Annotated in this window: 18 protein-coding genes; 10 read left to right on the top strand and 8 right to left on the bottom strand. The window is 68.8% G+C overall.

All coding sequences use genetic code 11. The features are described from left to right. Positions 1-217: 217 nt before the first annotated feature. From HOV91_RS00580 to HOV91_RS00570, 3 genes are all read left to right on the top strand, one after another. Positions 218-454 carry a hypothetical protein gene (locus HOV91_RS00580; RefSeq protein WP_174183401.1) on the top strand — a complete coding sequence of 79 codons (237 nt, stop codon included), beginning with the start codon at positions 218-220 and terminating at the stop codon, positions 452-454. Between the two features lie 48 nt (positions 455-502). Beyond that, on the top strand, positions 503-943 hold the full coding sequence (locus HOV91_RS00575; protein ID WP_174183400.1) for a DUF4254 domain-containing protein: 441 nt from the start codon (positions 503-505) through the stop codon (positions 941-943). A gap of 90 nt (positions 944-1,033) precedes the next feature. Continuing rightward, complete coding sequence (locus HOV91_RS00570; protein WP_174183399.1) at positions 1,034-1,246, top strand: hypothetical protein; 213 nt, start codon at positions 1,034-1,036, stop codon at positions 1,244-1,246. A gap of 96 nt (positions 1,247-1,342) precedes the next feature. Here the strand turns inward: HOV91_RS00570 and HOV91_RS00565 are convergent, their stop codons facing one another. The 6 genes from HOV91_RS00565 to HOV91_RS00540 form a co-directional block, all read right to left on the bottom strand. Beyond that, entirely contained in the window at positions 1,343-1,633 is a 291-nt protein-coding gene (locus tag HOV91_RS00565) for a DUF3349 domain-containing protein (protein WP_174183398.1), read from the bottom strand. 15 nt (positions 1,634-1,648) lie between these two features. After that, a complete protein-coding gene (locus tag HOV91_RS00560) occupies positions 1,649-1,984 on the bottom strand; it encodes a DUF3349 domain-containing protein (protein WP_174183397.1) in 336 nt (111 codons plus the stop codon). Positions 1,985-1,995: 11 nt separating this feature from the next. Beyond that, entirely contained in the window at positions 1,996-2,280 is a 285-nt protein-coding gene (locus HOV91_RS00555) for a hypothetical protein (RefSeq protein WP_174183396.1), read from the bottom strand. A 10-nt stretch (positions 2,281-2,290) separates the two neighbouring features. Beyond that, positions 2,291-3,499 (bottom strand): inorganic phosphate transporter, encoded by a 1,209-nt coding sequence (locus HOV91_RS00550; protein WP_174183395.1) that lies wholly within the window; start codon positions 3,497-3,499, stop codon positions 2,291-2,293. 90 nt (positions 3,500-3,589) lie between these two features. Continuing rightward, positions 3,590-4,846, bottom strand: coding sequence for a lipase family protein (locus HOV91_RS00545; RefSeq protein ID WP_246349624.1), 1,257 nt, complete (start codon positions 4,844-4,846; stop codon positions 3,590-3,592). Between the two features lie 169 nt (positions 4,847-5,015). After that, complete coding sequence (locus HOV91_RS00540; RefSeq protein ID WP_174183394.1) at positions 5,016-6,527, bottom strand: ATP-dependent DNA ligase; 1,512 nt, start codon at positions 6,525-6,527, stop codon at positions 5,016-5,018. Between the two features lie 94 nt (positions 6,528-6,621). Between HOV91_RS00540 and ramB the strand changes: the two genes are divergently transcribed. Then, a complete protein-coding gene (ramB, locus tag HOV91_RS00535; protein WP_043733585.1) occupies positions 6,622-8,028 on the top strand; it encodes an acetate metabolism transcriptional regulator RamB in 1,407 nt (468 codons plus the stop codon). Between the two features lie 295 nt (positions 8,029-8,323). On the opposite strand, the gene HOV91_RS00530 is transcribed toward ramB, so the two are convergent. Further along, positions 8,324-9,550, bottom strand: a complete 1,227-nt coding sequence (locus tag HOV91_RS00530; protein ID WP_174183393.1) for an MFS transporter — start codon at positions 9,548-9,550, stop codon at positions 8,324-8,326. Positions 9,551-9,624: 74 nt separating this feature from the next. On the opposite strand from HOV91_RS00530, the gene HOV91_RS00525 reads away from it, so the two are divergent. Continuing rightward, positions 9,625-10,470, top strand: coding sequence for a TetR/AcrR family transcriptional regulator (locus HOV91_RS00525; RefSeq protein WP_246349621.1), 846 nt, complete (start codon positions 9,625-9,627; stop codon positions 10,468-10,470). A gap of 264 nt (positions 10,471-10,734) precedes the next feature. On the opposite strand, the gene HOV91_RS00520 is transcribed toward HOV91_RS00525, so the two are convergent. Beyond that, the gene (locus tag HOV91_RS00520; protein WP_174183392.1) at positions 10,735-12,564 is read right to left on the bottom strand and encodes an acyl-CoA dehydrogenase; all 1,830 of its coding nucleotides are present in this window, start codon (positions 12,562-12,564) and stop codon (positions 10,735-10,737) included. Between the two features lie 374 nt (positions 12,565-12,938). On the opposite strand from HOV91_RS00520, the gene urtA reads away from it, so the two are divergent. From urtA to urtE, 5 genes are all read left to right on the top strand, one after another. After that, positions 12,939-14,213, top strand: a complete 1,275-nt coding sequence (gene urtA, locus HOV91_RS00515) for an urea ABC transporter substrate-binding protein (protein ID WP_174183391.1) — start codon at positions 12,939-12,941, stop codon at positions 14,211-14,213. A 413-nt stretch (positions 14,214-14,626) separates the two neighbouring features. Continuing rightward, positions 14,627-15,511: an urea ABC transporter permease subunit UrtB gene (urtB, locus tag HOV91_RS00510; protein ID WP_174183390.1), complete on the top strand. Its 885-nt coding sequence runs from the start codon at positions 14,627-14,629 to the stop codon at positions 15,509-15,511. Next, on the top strand, positions 15,508-16,653 hold the full coding sequence (urtC, locus tag HOV91_RS00505) for an urea ABC transporter permease subunit UrtC (RefSeq protein WP_174183389.1): 1,146 nt from the start codon (positions 15,508-15,510) through the stop codon (positions 16,651-16,653). The genes urtB and urtC overlap by 4 nt, the downstream gene beginning before the upstream one ends. Continuing rightward, complete coding sequence (urtD, locus tag HOV91_RS00500) at positions 16,650-17,504, top strand: urea ABC transporter ATP-binding protein UrtD (protein ID WP_174183388.1); 855 nt, start codon at positions 16,650-16,652, stop codon at positions 17,502-17,504. The genes urtC and urtD overlap by 4 nt, the downstream gene beginning before the upstream one ends. Next, complete coding sequence (urtE, locus tag HOV91_RS00495; RefSeq protein ID WP_174183387.1) at positions 17,497-18,189, top strand: urea ABC transporter ATP-binding subunit UrtE; 693 nt, start codon at positions 17,497-17,499, stop codon at positions 18,187-18,189. Before urtD ends, urtE begins: the two co-directional genes overlap by 8 nt. The last annotated feature ends 3 nt before the right edge of the window (positions 18,190-18,192 follow it).

Genomic DNA, 18,192 nt, shown 5'->3' with positions numbered 1-18,192 from the left:
GATGACCGTACCTGCATCCACGGCGCGCCGAGTTTGTCAAATTGACTGGTCAACTTGACTTCTCCAGCGCTCGGCCCCTACGCTTCCTGTGTTGCGCATCACAGGCGGGGGCTTCGCACGAACCCGCTCGGTGGGGATGGAGGGGGTTCTGATGTCCGTGCATGTCGTCGACCGGAATTGGATCGTGAGCGATCGGACGCCGCATCAGGCGCGGCGCGTGAGTGAGGACACGTGGGTGGTGTCCTTTCTGCGCGGCCGGAAGGTGTCCACGGAGCAGGCGACGGCGGCGATCCAAGCGGCGGAGCTGGTCTCGTTGACGGAGGAGCTGGTGCGCCGGTTCGGGCTGACGGCGCTGGAGGCCGTCGGCCTCGTCGTCCTCGAATCGCCGTGGGACACCGGACCGATGGGCGATAGGTACCGATTGCCGCGCCCGGGCGGGCGACATCGTCGATGATCCTCGCGTCTCGCGTGACGCGACCATTCGATCCAGGGGGTTTTCGCAGTGGAACCACTGCCGACCAAAGAACTTGTCTTGCACGCCTGCCGTACCGCGCCGCGCCGCGCCCACCCGATCCTGGAGTCCGCCCACTTACTCGCGGGATTGCACCAGCGCCGCCTGCGCTGCGCGCTGGGCGGGGCCGACGACATCGACCGGCATCGCGCCCGGCTCGTCCTCGCCATCGACCGCTGGGTCGCCACCCAGGCGCCACTGCCGCACGGCGGCGCGCACATGCACACCGAAACCGTGGGCATGGTGATCGACCGTCTCGCCCAGTTCTCCGCCTGCGCGTACGAGATCCTCTCCGGCGCGCCGGAATGGGCGGTGCACAACGCGTGGGAGCGCCTCGCGGAACTGGCGCTGGGCTACGAGGATCTCGCCTACGAAGTCGCGGCGGGCCTGCGCCGCCTGCCCTACCTCAGCGGCCCGCGCGAACAGCCCTGACTCGCGCCTCGCCACCCCACCCGGACAGGCCGAAGCAGCCCCCGTATTAGGGGGCAGCCGAAATCCGCGGCAGAACCATACGATTCGGTCATGACTCTCTCGACTCGGACACTGCGCATCGGTGTCGCTGCTATCGCCGTCACCACGGGACTTGTCACCGCCGCAGGCCCGGCCGCCGCGGAAACCACCGGTACGGGCAGCAGTTCGATCGGCACCGGTTCCGCCGCGGTAGTCCAGAACCTGATCCAGTCGTTCGCTTGCGCCGTGGGCGCCATGTCCTGTCCCATCGTCATACCCAAGTAAGCGCGGGCGGGCCGGCGAAAAACGACCGGGCCCGGGCACCACCGTGACGGGATGGATCGGACGGCCCCCGGCCCCGCCCACCTGAACAACCGCCACTCACGCCTCGTCCAAGTCCGGCCACGCGTTGGCTTCCACCCGGGCGCGCACCCGGGCCACGTCCGCTTCGGACGGCATGTCGTTGGTGATCTTGGTGATCATCACCTGGATGTCGGTCGCCTCGATGTCCGCCCCGCCCGCACCGGTGAGCGCGGCGGCGATCCGGGCCACCTCCTCGTCGGACAGGCGGCGGCGCAGCAGCGCGAGCAGCGGGATGTAGTCGGCGTCCGGGACACCCTCCGGGTACCCGACCCGCAGCCAGCCGATGATCGCGTTCAGGAAGGGTGGCATCGGCGGCGGCTCCGCTCAGTCGGAATCGGCGGGCGGATCGGCCAGCGGCCAGCCGCCCGCGGCCAGATGGGAGGCGACGCGGGCGACGTCCCGCTCGTCCGGCTGCTCCATGGCGAACCGGGCGATGGCCCGCTCGATCTCGGCGCGACTGATCCGGCTGTCCGGATAGGACGCGACCAGTTCCTCCGCGACGGCGACCACCTCGTAGTCGGTGAGGTGCCGGTGCAGTACCGCGAACAGGGCGACGTAGTCCGACTGGGGAACACCTCGCGGGTAGCCCGCGCGCAGCCAGCCCAGCACCTTGCCGAGCAGCTTCGGCCGGGCCGCGGCGGGTCTCACTGGATCGGTCACGCCGGCACTCCTCACGCCTGTCCGAACAGATGGATGCCGAATCTGGCGGCGAGAAACGCCTTCGCCGTATACAGGATTCCGCTGACGACGGCCACGACGACCAGCGCGAAGCACGTCAGCGCGATCGCGAGCGCGGGGTAATTGCGCCGCACCGTGCCGGTACTCGCGTCGGTCGTCACGGTCATCGACCAGAACCGCACTCCGATCGCGAAGATCATCGGCAGCCCCGCTCCGAGTATCAGCCCGGCCACGGTGACTTTCCACAGCGCGTTCAGATTCGTGACGAGAGTATGCACGCGTGTCCTCCTACACCTGGGCCGAGTGGTTCGAATCCGCCGACGTGGCCCGCTCGCCCGCGGCGGGCGCAGGCGGATCGGTCCCCTCGCCCGGCCACTCGTTGACGTTGCCGGTGTGCACCGGATCGCGCCGCGACCGCAGGTACATCAGCGCCGACAGCACGAGCAGGAGACCGAAGACCACGAGCACCCCGGCCAGCCCGCCGACGACGTGCGCGACGGCCCAGCAGATCGCCCCGGCCCCCGCGGCCAGCGGCAGGGTGAGCAGCCAGGCGACCACCATCCGGCCCATCACGCCCCAGCGCACCTCGGCGCCCTTGCCGAGGCCCGTGCCGAGGATCGAGCCGGTCGCGGTCTGGGTGGTGGACAGCGGCAACCCGAAGTGGGCCGAGGTCAGGATGATCGCGGCGGAGGCGGATTCCGCCGCGAGCCCCTGCGGCGAGTCGATCTCGACCAAGCCCTTGCCCAGCGTGCGGATGATCCGCCAGCCGCCGAGATAGGTGCCCGCCGCGATGGCGACGGCGCACGCGGCCATCACCCACAGCGGCAGGTCGTCGTCCTTGGTGAGCGTGCCGTGCGCCACGAGCGCGAGGAAGATCACGCCCATCGTCTTCTGCGCGTCGTTCGTGCCGTGCGCCAGCGAGACCAGCGAGGCTGAGCCGATCTGCCCCCAGCGGAAACCTTCGGTGACCTTGTCCGCTTCGGCCTTGCGAGTGATCCGGTAGACCAGCCAGGTGCCGATCGCCGAGACCAGCGCGGCCACGATCGGCGCGAGCACGGCGGGAAGGACGATCTTGGTCAGCACGCCGTCCGAGCCGGACGCCCAGATCACCCCGCTCCAGCCGAGCGCGGCCAGCGTCGCCCCGATCAGACCGCCGAACAGCGCGTGCGACGAACTCGACGGCAGCCCCAGCAGCCAGGTGAGCAGGTTCCACAGGATCCCGCCGACCAGACCGGCGAACACGATCACCAGCAGGTCGTGGCCTCCGACCGCGTCGAGCCGCACGATCCCCTTCGCCACGGTGGCGGCCACGGCCACCGACAGGAACGCGCCGAGCAGGTTCAGCACCGCCGAGAGCGCGACCGCCACGCGCGGCCGCAGCGCTCCGGTGGCGATCGAGGTCGCCATCGCGTTGGCGGTGTCGTGGAAGCCGTTCGTGAAATCGAATGCGAGCGCCGTGACGATGACGATCAACAGAACCAGTAATTCGACGGTCACGCCTCCAGTCTGCTGCACCCTCGATCGCCACAGCCGTGCCGGTGACCGAAAGTCGCGTCGACCGATCAGGACCGATCCGGTTCGTCCTGGTCAGCCGGATCGGGTGCAGTGCGCGGCCACCGGACGCCCGGCGAACCGATCATCGATCCAGGAGTTCGCGCCGGGGATGCCGCTGAGACCGACCAGGAAGTGTTCGCCGAGATAGACCTGGAAATCCACCGAGGTCCCGCCGCCGCACCAGTCCGCGTAGAGGTTTTCCGCGCCGGCCAGCGGCACCCACGGGTCGTGCGTGGCGTGGTAGAGGAAGACCGGTGCCGTCGGCGCGCGCGCACCCAGCCGATTGGCGGCCAGGATCTCTCGCACCATCGGCAGTTCGGTGGGCGCGGCGGCATGCGTGAGCGCCTGCACCGGAATCGGCGCCACGACACCGGCGAACTCCTCCGCTGTCATGCACAGGTCCTTGCCGATCTGGGCCAGTCGCCAGCCGTTGTCGTTCATCAGGCCGAGCAGCTCGGGATATTCCCGCGCCAGCCCGAGCGTCGCGGCCAAGAAGACTCCGGAGGCGGCGTTGCGGCCGTTCATGGTGGACAGCAGCATGCCGAAGTCGGCGGGAACGCCGCCGAACGCCGCGCCCACCAGGTTCAGCTCGGGCGCGTACTCCGGGGCCAGCTGGGCGGCCCATCCGCTGGCGATCGCGCCGCCGGAGTATCCGGTCACCACCGTGGGCGCGTCCGGGTGCAACCCCAGCTCCGGCGCAGCCACCACGGCACGGATCGAGTCGAGCACCGCGTGCCCGGCCATCAGTCCCGCCCCGTATGCCTGCCGCGGGCCCTGATGGTCCGGGATGAGCACCGCGTAGCCCTTGGCCAGCGGTATCTGGGCGGCCCACAACTTGGCCGACAGTTCGGTCCTGAGTTCGTAGGACGGTGCGCACCGATGCCCGAGCGAGTCGATCGCGGCATTGAACGACAGCACCGGGCGCGGCCCCGGCCCTGGCCACGGCGCGCGCGGCACGAGCAGCGTCGCGACCACCGGCACCGGACGATCCTTGGCATCGGTGGACCGGATCAGCAGTTCGGTCGACTGCAACGGGAACACGGTCAGCCCGGTGCCGCCCGGACGGGACGCGAGAATCGTGCCGGGAGGGAGGGTCTCGAATTCCGGCGGCGGCACGTAGAACGGATCGTTGAGCGGCGTGGGCAGGATGCCCGAGTACTCGCGCGAGGGCGTGAGGAACTGCTCGATCGGATTCGCCTGCGCGGGCGTACCGACCGCGCCCACCGCCAAGGCGCCGAGCAACGCCACTACCAGTCGGGCATACCGCCCGCACAACACATTTCGCATCATCCCACCCGCCCGCCGATTCCTTGTCCGGAAGCACGAACCGGCCGGACCATGTGCATTGTGGCGGCCATCCGGAACCTTGCGCTGCCCATACTTACAGTGGCTCGACGCGCTCGGCACGCCCGACACGCGCCCGGCGCGGGAGCGAGTGCGCTTCACATCGCGGCGACGCTCACGGCAGCAGCGCGCGAACCGTGTCGATGGTGTCCGCTTCGGCGGGTTCTTTGTCGGGGCGGTAGCGCACCACGCGAGCGAATCGCAGGGCGACACCGCCGGGGTAGCGCGGACTGACCTGCACGCCGTCCAAGGCGATCTCGACGACGAGTTCCGGCCACAGATACACGGTGTGCTGATCGCGAGAGCGCTCGTGGCGCGGGAATTCGGCGGTCTGCCACTGCAGCAGCGCGTCGGTGAGCCCCTTGAAGGTCTTGCCGACCATGACCGGCTCGCCGGTCTCCGGGTCGCGCGCGCCCAGGTGCAGGTTCGACAGGTAGCCGGTGCGGCGCCCGTAACCCCACTCCGCCCCGAGCACGATCAGATCGAGGGTGTGCGTCGGCTTGATCTTCTGCCAGGCCCTGCCCCGCCTGCCCGCGGCATAGGGCGCGGTCAGCGACTTGACCATCACGCCCTCGTGCCCCGCGGCCAGCGCGCCGTCGAAGTATTCGGCGGCCGTCTCGGCGTCCGGTCGCAGCAGCGCCGGAATGGCGTGCGCCCCGGCCACCTTCGTCAACGCGGCGCGCCGCTCGGACAGTGGGGCGTCGAGCAGGTCCTGACCGTCCAGGTGCAGGCAGTCGAAGAAATACGGGTGCAGCAGCAGTTCCCGGGTGGAGCTCACCTCGGCGAAGCGGCTCATCGTCTCCTGGAACGGGCGTGGCCGCCCGGAATCGGTGAGCGCCAGAGTCTCCCCGTCCAGCACGACGCTCGCGCAGTCCAAGGCCGCGACCAGCTCGACCAGTTCCGGGACGCCCGCGGTGATCTCCCGCAGCGTCCGGGTGAACACCCGGATCCGGTCACCGTCCCGGTGCACCTGGATGCGGGCGCCGTCCAGCTTGTGCTCGACGCTCACCTCGCCCTCGAACTCGATCAGCGCCTCGTCCAGCGTCGCACCGGGCGAGGCGAGCATGGGCTGGATCGGGCGGCCGACTTCGAGCCGGAACTCCGCGAGCGCCGCGGCGCCGCCGGTCAGCGCCGCGACCGCGGTGACCGGCAACCGGCCCGACAACATGTATGCCCGGCGCACCAGCTCCGGCGGCACGCCCGCGGCGGCCGCGACGGCTTCGGCGACCACGGCGGTGAGCGCACCCTGACGCAGTTCGCCGGTGAGCAGGCGCACCAGAAAGCCCTGTTCGTCCGCCGTCGCCGCGGACCACAGCGCCGCGAGCAGCTCCTTTCGCCGGGCGGCGGAACCGGCGCCCGAGGTGCCTGCCAGATCGCTCAGCGCGGCGTGCACCGCCGCCACCGACAGCGTCGCCACCGGCGCGGGCGCGCTGTCGAGGGTGACGAGCGTGCGCCATCCGGTGCCGATCCGCCCCTGCAACAGCTCGCCGGACGCCCACGCGACCACCGGTGCGAGTTCCTCGGCCGCGGCCGAGGTCAGCAGCTGCGCCAACGTGGCGATCTTCGTCTTGCGTGACCTGGTCGCGCGCACGGTCTCCGAGGCCACGACGACATCCGAGAACAACACTCTGCCGACGGTAGCCGCCGGGTACGACATCGGGGCGTAACCGGGTGTTAATGACCGATTGGCACGGATGCGAAAGCGCCCATAAACTGGACGCATGGCCAAGACTTACGTCGGCGCTCGGTTGCGTCAGCTGCGGACCGAACGCGGGCTGAGCCAGGTCTCCCTGGCCCAGCAGCTGGAGATCTCGGCCAGCTATCTCAACCAGATCGAGCACGACGTGCGGCCGCTCACTGTCCCGGTGTTGCTGAAGATCAGCGACGTGTTCGGCGTCGACGCCACCTTCTTCTCCGCCCAGGACGACACCCGCCTCATCGCCGAACTCCAAGAGGTGGTGATGGACCAGGAGCTCGGCATCGAGGCCGACGCCCAGGAGATCGCGGACATGGTCTCGGCGCACCCGAGCATGGCCCGCGCGCTGGTCAACATGCACAATCGCTACCGCAACACCTCCGCGCAGCTGGCCGCGGCCACCGAGGACCGGTTCGCCGACAGCGCGGGCAGCGGGGCGATCAGCAAACCGCACGAGGAAGTGCGCGACTACTTCTACCAGCGCCAGAACTACATCCACGAGCTGGACACGGCCGCCGAGGACCTCACCGCGCGCATCCGTTTCCACGGCGGCGACGTGAACAGCGAGGTCGCCAGGATGCTGCGCGCGCACGACGTGCGGATCACCGAGCGCATCGACCTCGGCGAGGGCGTGTTGCACCGCTACGACCCGCAGACGCGGAACCTGGAGATCGCCCCGCACCTGTCCGGCGGGCAGCGGTCGTTCAAGCTCGCCGCCGAACTGGCCTACTTCGAGTGCGGCGAGTTGCTGGAAAAGCTGGTCGAGGAGGGAAATTTCGCGTCCGAGGACGCGCGCAAGCTGGCCATGCTCGGCTTGGCCAACTACTTCGCCGCGGCGACGGTGCTGCCGTACACGCATTTCCACGAGGTCGCCGAGGACTTCCGCTACGACATCGAACGGCTGTCGGCGTTCTTCACCCAGAGCTACGAGACCATCTGTCACCGGCTCTCCACGCTGCAGCGGCCGTCGCTGCGCGGCGTGCCGTTCTCGTTCGTGCGGGTTGATCGGGCGGGCAACATGTCCAAGCGCCAGTCCGCCACCGGCTTCCACTTCTCCGCGAGCGGCGGGACGTGTCCGCTGTGGAACGTCTACGAGACCTTCGCCTATCCCGGCAAGATCATGACCCAGATCGCGCAGATGCCCGACGGCCGCAAATACTTGTGGGTGGCGCGCACGGTGGAACGCCGCGCCACCCGATTCGGCCAGCCGAGCAAGACCTTCGCCATCGGTCTCGGCTGCGAACTGCGGCACGCGGCCCGCGTGATCTACGCCGACGGCATCGATCTCGACGAAGTGCAGCCGACGCCGATCGGTGCGGGCTGCCGGGTCTGCGAACGCGCCAACTGCCCGCAGCGCGCCTTCCCGCCCTTGGGCAAGGTGCTCGACATCAGCGAACATCGCAGCTCCGTTTCGCCCTATGTGCTCAAGTAATCGCCCGCCGCTCGGCGTCACACCATCCGGGCCACGTAGGGCGGCACGGTCGGCGGTCGCCTGACGCGCAGTGCCACCGATGCGACGGCTGAGCAGGCGCGGGCCGCCGCTGTGACGACGGCCACGCGAATGGCCCGCGAGTTCCACCACGCCACCGACATCGATGGGACCTGAGGCGTACGACGTCTACGAGCGCCTGCGCCGGCCGGGTGACTCTGCGAAGCGAACCGGCGGCTCATGACGACGAACGTCCGGCCGGTATCGGCGCGGCGACACCGGCCGGATTCATGTTCGGTCAGGCGGCGTGCACCTTCGGCCGCCTACGCAGTCCGGCCACCGTCATACCCAGCGCGGCGACCAGCAACAGCGCGAGTGTCCAAGCGAGGGTCGCGAAGCCGTGGGGCGCCGCGGCGGCCGCGACCAGCGGGCCGATGGTCGCGCCCACGTAGAAGCTGAACATGGCGACCGACATGGCGGCGGCGCGGGATTCGCCGCCCAGTTCGCCCGCGCTCTGCAGTACCGCAGGAGCGATGATGCCGAGCCCGCCGACCAGGACGGCGAGCAGGACGGCCAGCACGGCCGGGTGGGTTCCCTCGAAGGTCGCGATCACCATGGCCGTTGCGGCGATCAGCACGCCGAGCACGACCTGACCGTGCTTGGAGAGCCGGGCCAGCGGCACCGCGAGCACGGGCAGCGCGAGCATCACCGGGAGCGCGCCCGCACGCAGCGCGAGCAGTTCGCCGGAGCCACGCACCACCCCGGTCAGTTCGAGGCCGGTGTACACCCCGACCATGACCGCCATGCTCATCGCGCCCGCGATCAGCATCGGCACCAGCGCCCGGATGCGCAGCACCGCGGGAATCGCGGCGTAGCTGTGCCGCAGCGGCCGGTCCCGTCCGGTGGGCACGTCCGGCAGCAGCGCGGACCGCAGCACCAGTGCGAGCACGGCGAAGACGATCGCGGAGGCGACGAATACGGTGCGCCACGGGAACGCGCCCACCATCCACTGCGAGACGATTTGCGCTACCACTGTCGCAGCGAGGAACGAGGTGGCGACCGACATGGTGGCTACGGCACGGTGCGCGGGAGCGATGCGGGTGGCGACATAGGCCATGATCGCGGGCGGAATCGAGCCGACCACCAAGCCCTGCGCGACCCGCAGGCCGACGGCCACCGGCGCACTGAACGCCAGACCGGTCAATAGTGTGACCACTGCGGCAACCAGCATCCCGGTGACCAGTACCCGGCGGTGACCGTAGCGATCCGACAGTGGCCCGAACAGGACGAAGCCGCCTGCGTAGCCGAAGGCGAACGCGCTGATGATCCAGGTCATCGCGGCCGAACCGACGCCCCAGTCGGCCCGCATGGCGGTGAAAAGCGGGATAGGGACATACATCTGGCCCGTGGCCAGCAGGGCGGACAGGACGAAGAAGGGCAGGGTGCGCCCGGTGTGGGCACGCGGAGAGGCGTCTCGGGTGCGCGTCCGGGCCGGAGCCACGGACTGGAAGGTGGGCATTGCCATGGATCGAAGGTAGGCCCGGAGCGCGCTCGCTGTCAACCAAATAGTTGGTTTAATGGAATGGTAAAGTGTTCGCCATGACGGCCACGATGAAACGCAGTGACGCGACCAGACAGGCTCTGTTGCGCGCCGCGCGCGACGAATTCGCCCGCTACGGGCTGGCCGGAGCGCGGGTCGACCGGATCGCGGAGGCGGCGGGCGTCAACAAGGAGCGCATCTACGGCCTGTTCGGCAGCAAGGACAAGCTGTTCGACGTCATCCTGATCGACACGCTGCGCGAGTTCATCGACGTGGTGAAGCCGCTGGCCGACACCGAACCCGGCGCGTACGTCGGCAAGCTGTTCGACTATCACCGGGACAACCCGCAGTTGTTGCGGCTGATGCTCTGGGAAGCGCTGCACCGCGGCGCGGACGCGCACGACATCGACGGCTGGCGCGCCGCGCACTACGTGCGCAAATCAGACCGCGCCCGCGAGCAGTTCGACGTGGACTCCGCGAACGCCGGTCGCCTGCTGCTGGCACTGTGCGGCCTGGCCAACTGGTCGCACGCGGTCCCGCAGACCACCAGGCTGCTGCTCGGCGAGGCCGCCGCGCAGGACAAGGACGCCACGCGCGCGTTCCTGATGGAGTTCGCCAGGGCGGCGATGCGGCGCGACCCGGCCTCGGGCGAGCCGGAAGCCCGGCTTCCCGAGGTCGAACTGGTCAACGATTTGACCGGCAGTGACCAGCAGTCCGCGGTCGACCGGGCCGCCCAGCGCCTGCGCGACGCCCAGGCCGCCGCCGAAGCCGCACGCGCGGAACTCGCCACCGCCCTCCGAGCGGCGCACACCGCAGGCGCGAGCGCCAACCAACTCGCCAGACAGGTATCCGGCACCCTGTCCCGCCCCGTCGTGCTCAAACTCCTGTCCCCGCCCGAGCACTGACACGACGTCGGCTGCCCGCCACGGTCGACCACAGCTGATCCGGGTACACCGCACTCCGTCACGGCACCACAGTCGAGGTCTGGCGGTAGCCGCTCACCCCGGCCTTTACCCGCCAAGCGCGCGCAATTCGTCCGAAACTCCAACCCCGACGCGCCCGGCGCACCACAACCACAGGCTTCGAGCGAAGCGAGACCGAGCATCCGCCGTTCGCGGCCCGCGAGCCACAAGGGGGCCGCGAACACCCAGCGCCGCAGGCGCTGGAAATCAAAACACCCCCTCCTCCAGGTTCATGATGTCGTTGTCGAGCGCGGCGATGATCCCGCGCACGGCGGTGAGGTTCGGCAGCACGTTCTTGGCGAAGAAGCCGGCGACGGCGACCTTCCCGGCATAGAAGGCGCGGTCCTTGTCCGGCGGGTCGGCGGCCAGTGCGGCGGCCGCGATCTCCGCCTGCACCAGCAGCCGCCAGCCGATGAGCAGGTCGCCCACCGCGAGCAGGAAGCGCACCGAACCGAGGCCGATCTTGTAGAGCTCGGTGGGAGTCTGCTGGGCCGCCATCAGGTAGCCGGTGAGCGTGGCCGCCATCGCCTGCACGTCCTCCGCGGCCGTGCGCAGCAGTTCGCGCTCGGCGCCGAAGCGGCCGGTCTTCGCGTCCAGGAACGCCGCGATCCGCGCGTTGACGTGGCCGAGCGCCACGCCTTTGTCGCGGATGATCTTGCGGAAGAAGAAGTCCTGGGCCTGGATGGCGGTGGTGCCCTCGTAGAGGGAGTCGATCTTGGCGTCGCGGATGTACTGCTCGATCGGGTAGTCCTGCAGGAAGCCGGAACCACCGAGGGTTTGCAGCGACTCGGTCAGGTACTGGTAGGCCCGCTCGGAGCCCACACCCTTGACGATCGGCAGCAGCAGATCGTCCACCCTATGTGCCAGATCTGGGTCGGCGCCCGAAACGAGCTGGGCTACATCCTCGTTCTGGTGGGCGGCGGTGTAGAGGTACACCGCGCGCAGCCCTTCCGCGTACGCCTTCTGCATGGCCAGCGAGCGCCGCACGTCCGGATGCTGGGTGATGGGCACGCGGGGCGCGGCCTTGTCGGTCATCTGGGTCAGGTCGGCGCCCTGGACCCGTTCCTTGGCGTAGTCGAGCGCGTTGAGGTAGCCGGTGGACAGGGTGCCGGAGGATTTGACGCCGACCATCATGCGGGCGTTCTCGATCACCTGGAACATCTGCGCGATGCCGTTGTGCACCTCGCCGACCAGCCAGCCCTTGGCCGGAATGCCGTGACCGCCGAAGGTCAGTTCGCAGGTGGGTGAGGATTTCAGGCCCATCTTGTGCTCGACCCCGGTGACGTACACGCCGTTGCGCTCGCCCAGTTCCAAGGTCTCGGGATCGAACAGGAACTTCGGCACGTAGAACAGCGACAGACCCTTGGTGCCCGGTCCGGCGCCCTCGGGGCGGGCCAGCACCAGATGGAAGACGTTCTCGGCGGTGTCGCCGACCTCGGCGCCGGAGATGAACCGCTTGACGCCCTCGATGTGCCAGCTGCCGTCCTCTTGGCGGATCGCCTTGGTACGCCCGGCGCCCACGTCGGAACCGGCGTCGGGCTCGGTGAGCACCATGGTTCCCTGCCAGCCCTTTTCGAAGCCGAGCGTGGCCCAGTGCCGCTGCTGCTCGGTGCCGACGTTGTACAGCACCGACGCCATCACCGGGCCCATGTTGAAGAACGACGCCGACGGATTGGCGCAGGTGATCATCTCGGCGACCGCCCACACCAGCACCGCGGGCGCGGGGGTGCCGCCCATGCCCTCCGGCATGCCGAGCCGGCTCCAGCCCGCGTCGCGCACGGCGGCGACCGTTCTACGGAGCGGCTCCGGAACAGTGATCGAGAACGTGGTCGCGTCGTAGACCACCGGATCGCGATCGGCCGCCGCGAAGGAGTCCGCCACCGGCCCCTCGGCCAAGCGTTTCACCTCGGACAGGATCGCCCGGACAGTGTCGGAATCGAGGTCGCCGTACGCGCCCGTATCGAAGAGCTTGTCCAGCTCGAGCACTTCGAACAGGTTGAACTCGATATCCCTCAGGTTCGCCTTGTAGTGGCCCATCGGGTCCTCCTCGACTCGAGTCCGCGGCCCGCCGCCGCGGCATCGGACGGTTCAGCCGTCGTCCGAATCGAAGCGTGCCGCATCGCGGCGACGCTACGCAACCGTAGCCATCTGCGCCCCGGCCAGCGGGTTTGCCACAACCTCACAACTGTTCATCGTCCGTTTACGGAAAAGGTTCACACCGGTGAAACAGACGAAACGGACTTGTCATCGAGAGATATTCCGGCGCAACAACTCCTGTCTACCGTTCGCAGCACGAATACAGCTGTTGTATACAGCCCCGTCTACAGCCGTGAGCGGGGCGAAGACGGCCGTATTCGATGCGGCGCCCAGCCGACGCCGCCGCAACACCTGATGAGGAGAGGGTTCGCCCCATGCCAGATTCCCGTGCCGCCCATCGCTCCGGGCGCTTGATCCGAGCGGTGGCCGCGCCCACCGCCCTCGCGCTCGCCGGCCTGTTGCTGACCGCCTGTGGCGCCAAGGACGACGCCTCGACCACCGGCTCGAACGCCGCCTCCTGCGTGGACACCTCGAAAGACTCGATCAAGGTCGGTTCGCTGCACTCCCTGTCCGGCACGATGGCCATCTCCGAGGTCACCGTCGCCAACTCGACCAAGCTGGCCGTCGACCAGATCAACGCGGCGGGCGGCGTGCTCGGCAAGAAGATCGATCTGGTGCTCGAGGACGGCGCCTCGGACCCGAAGACCTTCGCGGAGAAGGCGGAGAAGCTGATCAGCTCCGACTGCGTCGCCGCGGTGTTCGGCGGCTGGACCTCGTCGAGCCGCAAGGCGATGAAGCCGAAGTTCGAGAGCCTGAACTCGCTGCTCTACTACCCGGTCCAGTACGAGGGCCTGGAGGACAGCAAGAACATCTTCTACACCGGCGCGACCACCAACCAGCAGATCGTCCCGGCGCTGGACTATCTGAAGCAGAAGGGCATCACCTCCCTCTACCTGGTCGGCAGCGACTACGTCTTCCCGCAGACCGCCAATCGCGAGATCAAGGCGTACGCCGCCGCCAACGGCATCGAGATCAAGGGCGAGGATTACACCCCGCTCGGGTCCACCGACTTCTCCACCATCGTGAACAAGATCCGCACCGCCAAGGCCGGTGCGGTGTTCAACACCCTCAACGGCGACTCCAACGTCGCGTTCTTCCGCGAGTACAGCAACGCGGGCCTGAAGGCGGCCGACATGCCGGTGGTCTCGGTGTCCATCGCCGAGGAAGAGGTCGCAGGCATCGGCGCCCAGCACATCGCCGGGCAGCTCACCGCGTGGAACTACTACCAGACCGTCGACAACCCGGTGAACAAGAAATTCGTCGCCGACTACAAGGCCGCCTTCGGCGCCGACAAGCCCACCTCGGACCCGATGGAGGCCGCGTACGCGTCGGTCTACCTGTGGAAGAACACCGTCGAGAAGGCGAAGTCGTTCCAGGTGGCGGACATCCAGGCCGCCGCCGACGGCGTCAGCTTCGACGCCCCCGAGGGCCTGGTCACCATCGACGGCGCCAACCACCACATCACCAAGACCGCCCGGATCGGCGAGATCCGTCCCGACGGCCTCATTTACACCGTGTGGGACTCCGGCAAGGCCGTGACGCCGGACCCCTACCTGAAGTCCTACGACTGGGCCAAGGGCCTGAAGTAGTCCGCCGCTGTCCGCGGCCCAGCTACCGGTGCCCGCCCAGCGACGCAAGCGCGCGGGCGGTCACGCGGAGCGAGTAATGAGGGGGGCCGCGGACAGCAACGGACCGAGCGCCGCGAACGCTCGACATCACACAATCCGAAGAACCAGAGTTCGACTCGAAGGGGCACAACCAAACCGCACGGCCAAGCGAACCATCGGGCCGCAAGCACGCTCCCCACGCGCCCAGCGCACCGCCACCCCGACTTTCGAGCGAAGCGAGACCGAGCATTGCCCGTTCGCGGCCCGGCTCGCGTTTGCGCGGCCGCCGCGTACGCGACGAAGGAGCAAGCGGCGGCCGCGCGAACGCGAGCCACAAAGGGGCCGCGAACCCGCCGCGCGAAGGCGCGGCAATTCAACACAGGAGCCTTTCTCCCATGGAAGTTGTGATCGGACAGCTCTTCACCGGGCTGAGTCTGGGATCGATCCTCTTGCTCGCCGCGCTCGGGCTCTCGCTGACCTTCGGTCAGATGGGCGTGATCAACATGGCGCACGGCGAGTTCATCATGGCCGGTTGCTACACCACCTACGTGGTGCAGAAGGTCGTCTCGTCGGCGGGTGTCTCGCTCGTGGTCTCCCTGCTGATCGGTTTCCTCGTCGGCGGCCTGCTCGGCGCGGCGCTGGAGATGGGCCTGATCCGCTGGATGTACGACCGGCCGCTGGACACCCTGCTGGTCACCTTCGGTGTGGGGCTGGTGCTGCAACAGCTGGCCCGCGACATCTTCGGCGCGCCGGCCAAGAACGTCGTCGCGCCGGAGTGGCTCAGCGGCGGCGTCACGATCCTGGGCGCGGTGGTGCCGAAGACGCGCATCTTCATCCTCGTCCTCGCGGTCGTGGCGGTGAGCGCGCTGGCCGCGGTGCTCAAGGCGACTCCGCTCGGCCGCCGCATCCGTGCGGTGGTGCAGAATCGCGGACTGGCCGAAACCTCGGGTGTGTCCAGCCGTTTCACCGACATCAGCACGTTCTTCATCGGTTCGGGCCTGGCGGGCGTGGCCGGTGTCGCGCTCACTTTGATCGGCTCGACCAGCCCGACCATCGGCCAGAGTTACCTGATCGACGCGTTCCTAGTGGTGGTCATCGGCGGGCTCGGCCAGATCAAGGGCACGGTGATCGCGGCGTTCGCGCTCGGCCTGCTCAATTCCTACATCGAGTACTCGACCACCGCGTCCATCGCGAAGGTCGTGGTCTTCGTCGTCATCGTGATCTTCCTGCAGGTCCGCCCGCAGGGCCTGTTCACCGTCCGGACAAGGAGCCTGGCATGACCTCGCTCGTACAACGGTGGCGCGCGCGATCCTGGCTCACCACCTCGGCCGGATTCGCCGTCGCCGCGATCCTGTTGTTCGCGGTCGCGCCCGCCGTGCTCAGCGATTTCCGGCTCAACCTGCTGGCGAAGTTCCTGTGCTTCGCGATCGTCGCGGTGGGCATCGGATTGGCGTGGGGCCGCGGCGGGATGCTCACCCTCGGTCAGGGCGTGTTCTTCGGGATCGGCGCCTACATCATGGCCATGCACCTGCAGATGGCCGACGCGGCCCGGCTCGGCAACGACGTGCCGGAGTTCATGGAGATCGCGGGCATTCGGGAACTGCCGTCGTTCTGGAAGCCTTTCGCGTCGGCTCCGGTCGCGCTGCTGGGCATCCTGGTGCTGCCCGCCCTGGTCGCCGCGGCGCTCGGTTACGGCGTGTTCAAGCGGCGCGTGAAGGGCGCCTACTTCGCCATCCTCAGCCAGGCGCTGGCCGCCGCGCTGGCCATTCTGCTGACCGGCCAGCAGGCCATCGGTGGATTCACCGGCCTGTCGGACTTCCGCGCCTTCTTCGGTTTCAAGCTGTCCGACCCGGTCAACCGGCGCATGCTGTTCTTCCTCGCCGCGGGCGCGTTGCTGGTGGTGGTCGCGCTGGTGCGGCAGCTGATGCACAGCCGGTACGGCGAACTGCTCGTCGCGGTGCGCGACCAGGAGGAGCGGGTGCGCTTCCTGGGCTACGACCCGGCCAACGTGAAGATCGTCGCCTACGTGGTCGCCGCGTTCTTCGCCGGCATCGCCGGTGCGCTGTTCACTCCGATCGTCGGCATCATCTCCCCCGCCGACATCGGGGTGGTTCCGTCCATCGCGTTCCTCATCGGCGTCGCGATCGGCGGCCGGACCACCCTGCTCGGGCCGGTGCTCGGCGCGATCGGCGTGGCCTGGGCGCAGACGGCGCTTTCCGAGGAGTTCCCGTCGGGGTGGACCTATCTGCAAGGCGTGCTGTTCATCGTGGTGGTCGGTTTCGTCCCGGCGGGTCTAGCGGGACTGTGGCCGCTGCTGAAGGGCCTGCGAGACAACCGGTTCCGGCATCGCGCCACCGCGCCCGCGGTGGTGGTGGCCGAAACGCGGCCGGAACCGGCATCGGAGAAGGTGGAATCGCGATGATCGAGACGACGCACGAACCGAAGTCAGGCGGCAACGCCGGGATGTCCAGCGAGTACCTCGAGATCCGCGGCCTCTCGGTCAGTTTCGACGGTTTCAAGGCCGTCACCGAGGTGGATCTGACGGTGTTGCAGGGCGATCTGCGCTTCCTCATCGGCCCGAACGGCGCGGGCAAGACCACCCTCATCGACGCGATCACCGGGCTGGTCCCGGCGACCGGGTCGGCGCAGAAGACCGGCGTCGAACTGCTCGGCAAGAAGGTGCACCGGATCGCCCGGCTCGGCGTCGGGCGGACGTTCCAGACCGCGAGCGTGTTCGAGCAACTCAGTGTGCTGCAGAATCTCGACATCGCCGCGGGCGCGGGCCGCTCGGCGCTCACCATGCTGCGCCGCCGCAGATCGGTGCTGCCCGCGATCGAGGAGGCGTTGGAGATCACCGGTCTGGCCGAGCTGCGCGACAAGCCCGCCGGGGTGCTGGCGCACGGGCAGAAGCAGTGGCTCGAGATCGGCATGCTGCTGGTGCAGAACGCGTCGGTGCTGCTGTTGGACGAGCCGGTGGCCGGGATGAGCGCCGAGGAACGCGAGGAGACCGGGAACCTGTTGCGCCGCATCGGCGGCGACCGGGTGGTCGTGGTGGTCGAGCACGACATGGACTTCATGCGCGCCTTCGCCACCTCGGTCACCGTCCTCGCGGGCGGCAGGGTGCTCAGCGAGGGGACCGTCGAACAGGTGCAGGCGGACCCGAAAGTCCAGGAGGTCTATCTCGGCACCGCCGCGGCCGTGGGGACCGAACTGGAGGACGCTTCGACCGCGCCGAGCCCCGAGTCACCCCGGAAAGGGGATAGCGATGCTTGAACTCACCGATATCCACTCCGGTTACGGCCGCACCGAGGTGATCCACGGCGTCTCGGTGACCGTGCCGGACGACAGCGTGGTCGCCGTCATGGGACACAACGGCGCGGGGAAGACCACACTGCTGCGCACCGCGGTCGGACTGATCGGCACGAAGTCGGGGCGCATCGCGTTCGACGGCGAGACCATCACCAAACTGTCGCCGTCACGCCGGGTGCGCCGCGGGATCGCGTACGTACCGCAGGGGCAGCAGAGTTTCCCGCAACTGACCACCGCGGAGAACTTGCAGGTGGTAGCGGACGGCCGGAAACGCGGCAAGGCGCTGATCGACGAATCGCTCGATCTGTTCCCCGCGCTGCGCGAACTGCTCGGCCGCAAAGCGGGCCTGCTGTCGGGCGGCCAGCGTCAGCAACTGGCCATCGCGCGGGCGCTGATCACCGAGCCGAAGCTGCTCATCCTCGACGAGCCGACCGAGGGCATCCAGCCGTCGGTGGTCGCCGAGATCGAGCGCACCATCATCGATCTCACCCGGCGCGGCGGACTGAGCGTGCTGCTGGTCGAACAGCACATCGGCTTCGCCTTGCAGGCGGCGCAGCGCTACTACGTGCTGCGATCGGGCCGGGTGACCTCCACGGGCGCGGGTGGGGCGGACGCCGAGAGCGACGTCCGCTCGGCGATGGCGATCTGAGCG

The organism is Nocardia barduliensis (assembly GCF_013315795.1).
Lineage (GTDB): Bacteria > Actinomycetota > Actinomycetes > Mycobacteriales > Mycobacteriaceae > Nocardia > Nocardia barduliensis.
Note: the sequence above shows the minus strand (reverse complement) of the source record. Positions and strands in the feature narration are given on the sequence as shown.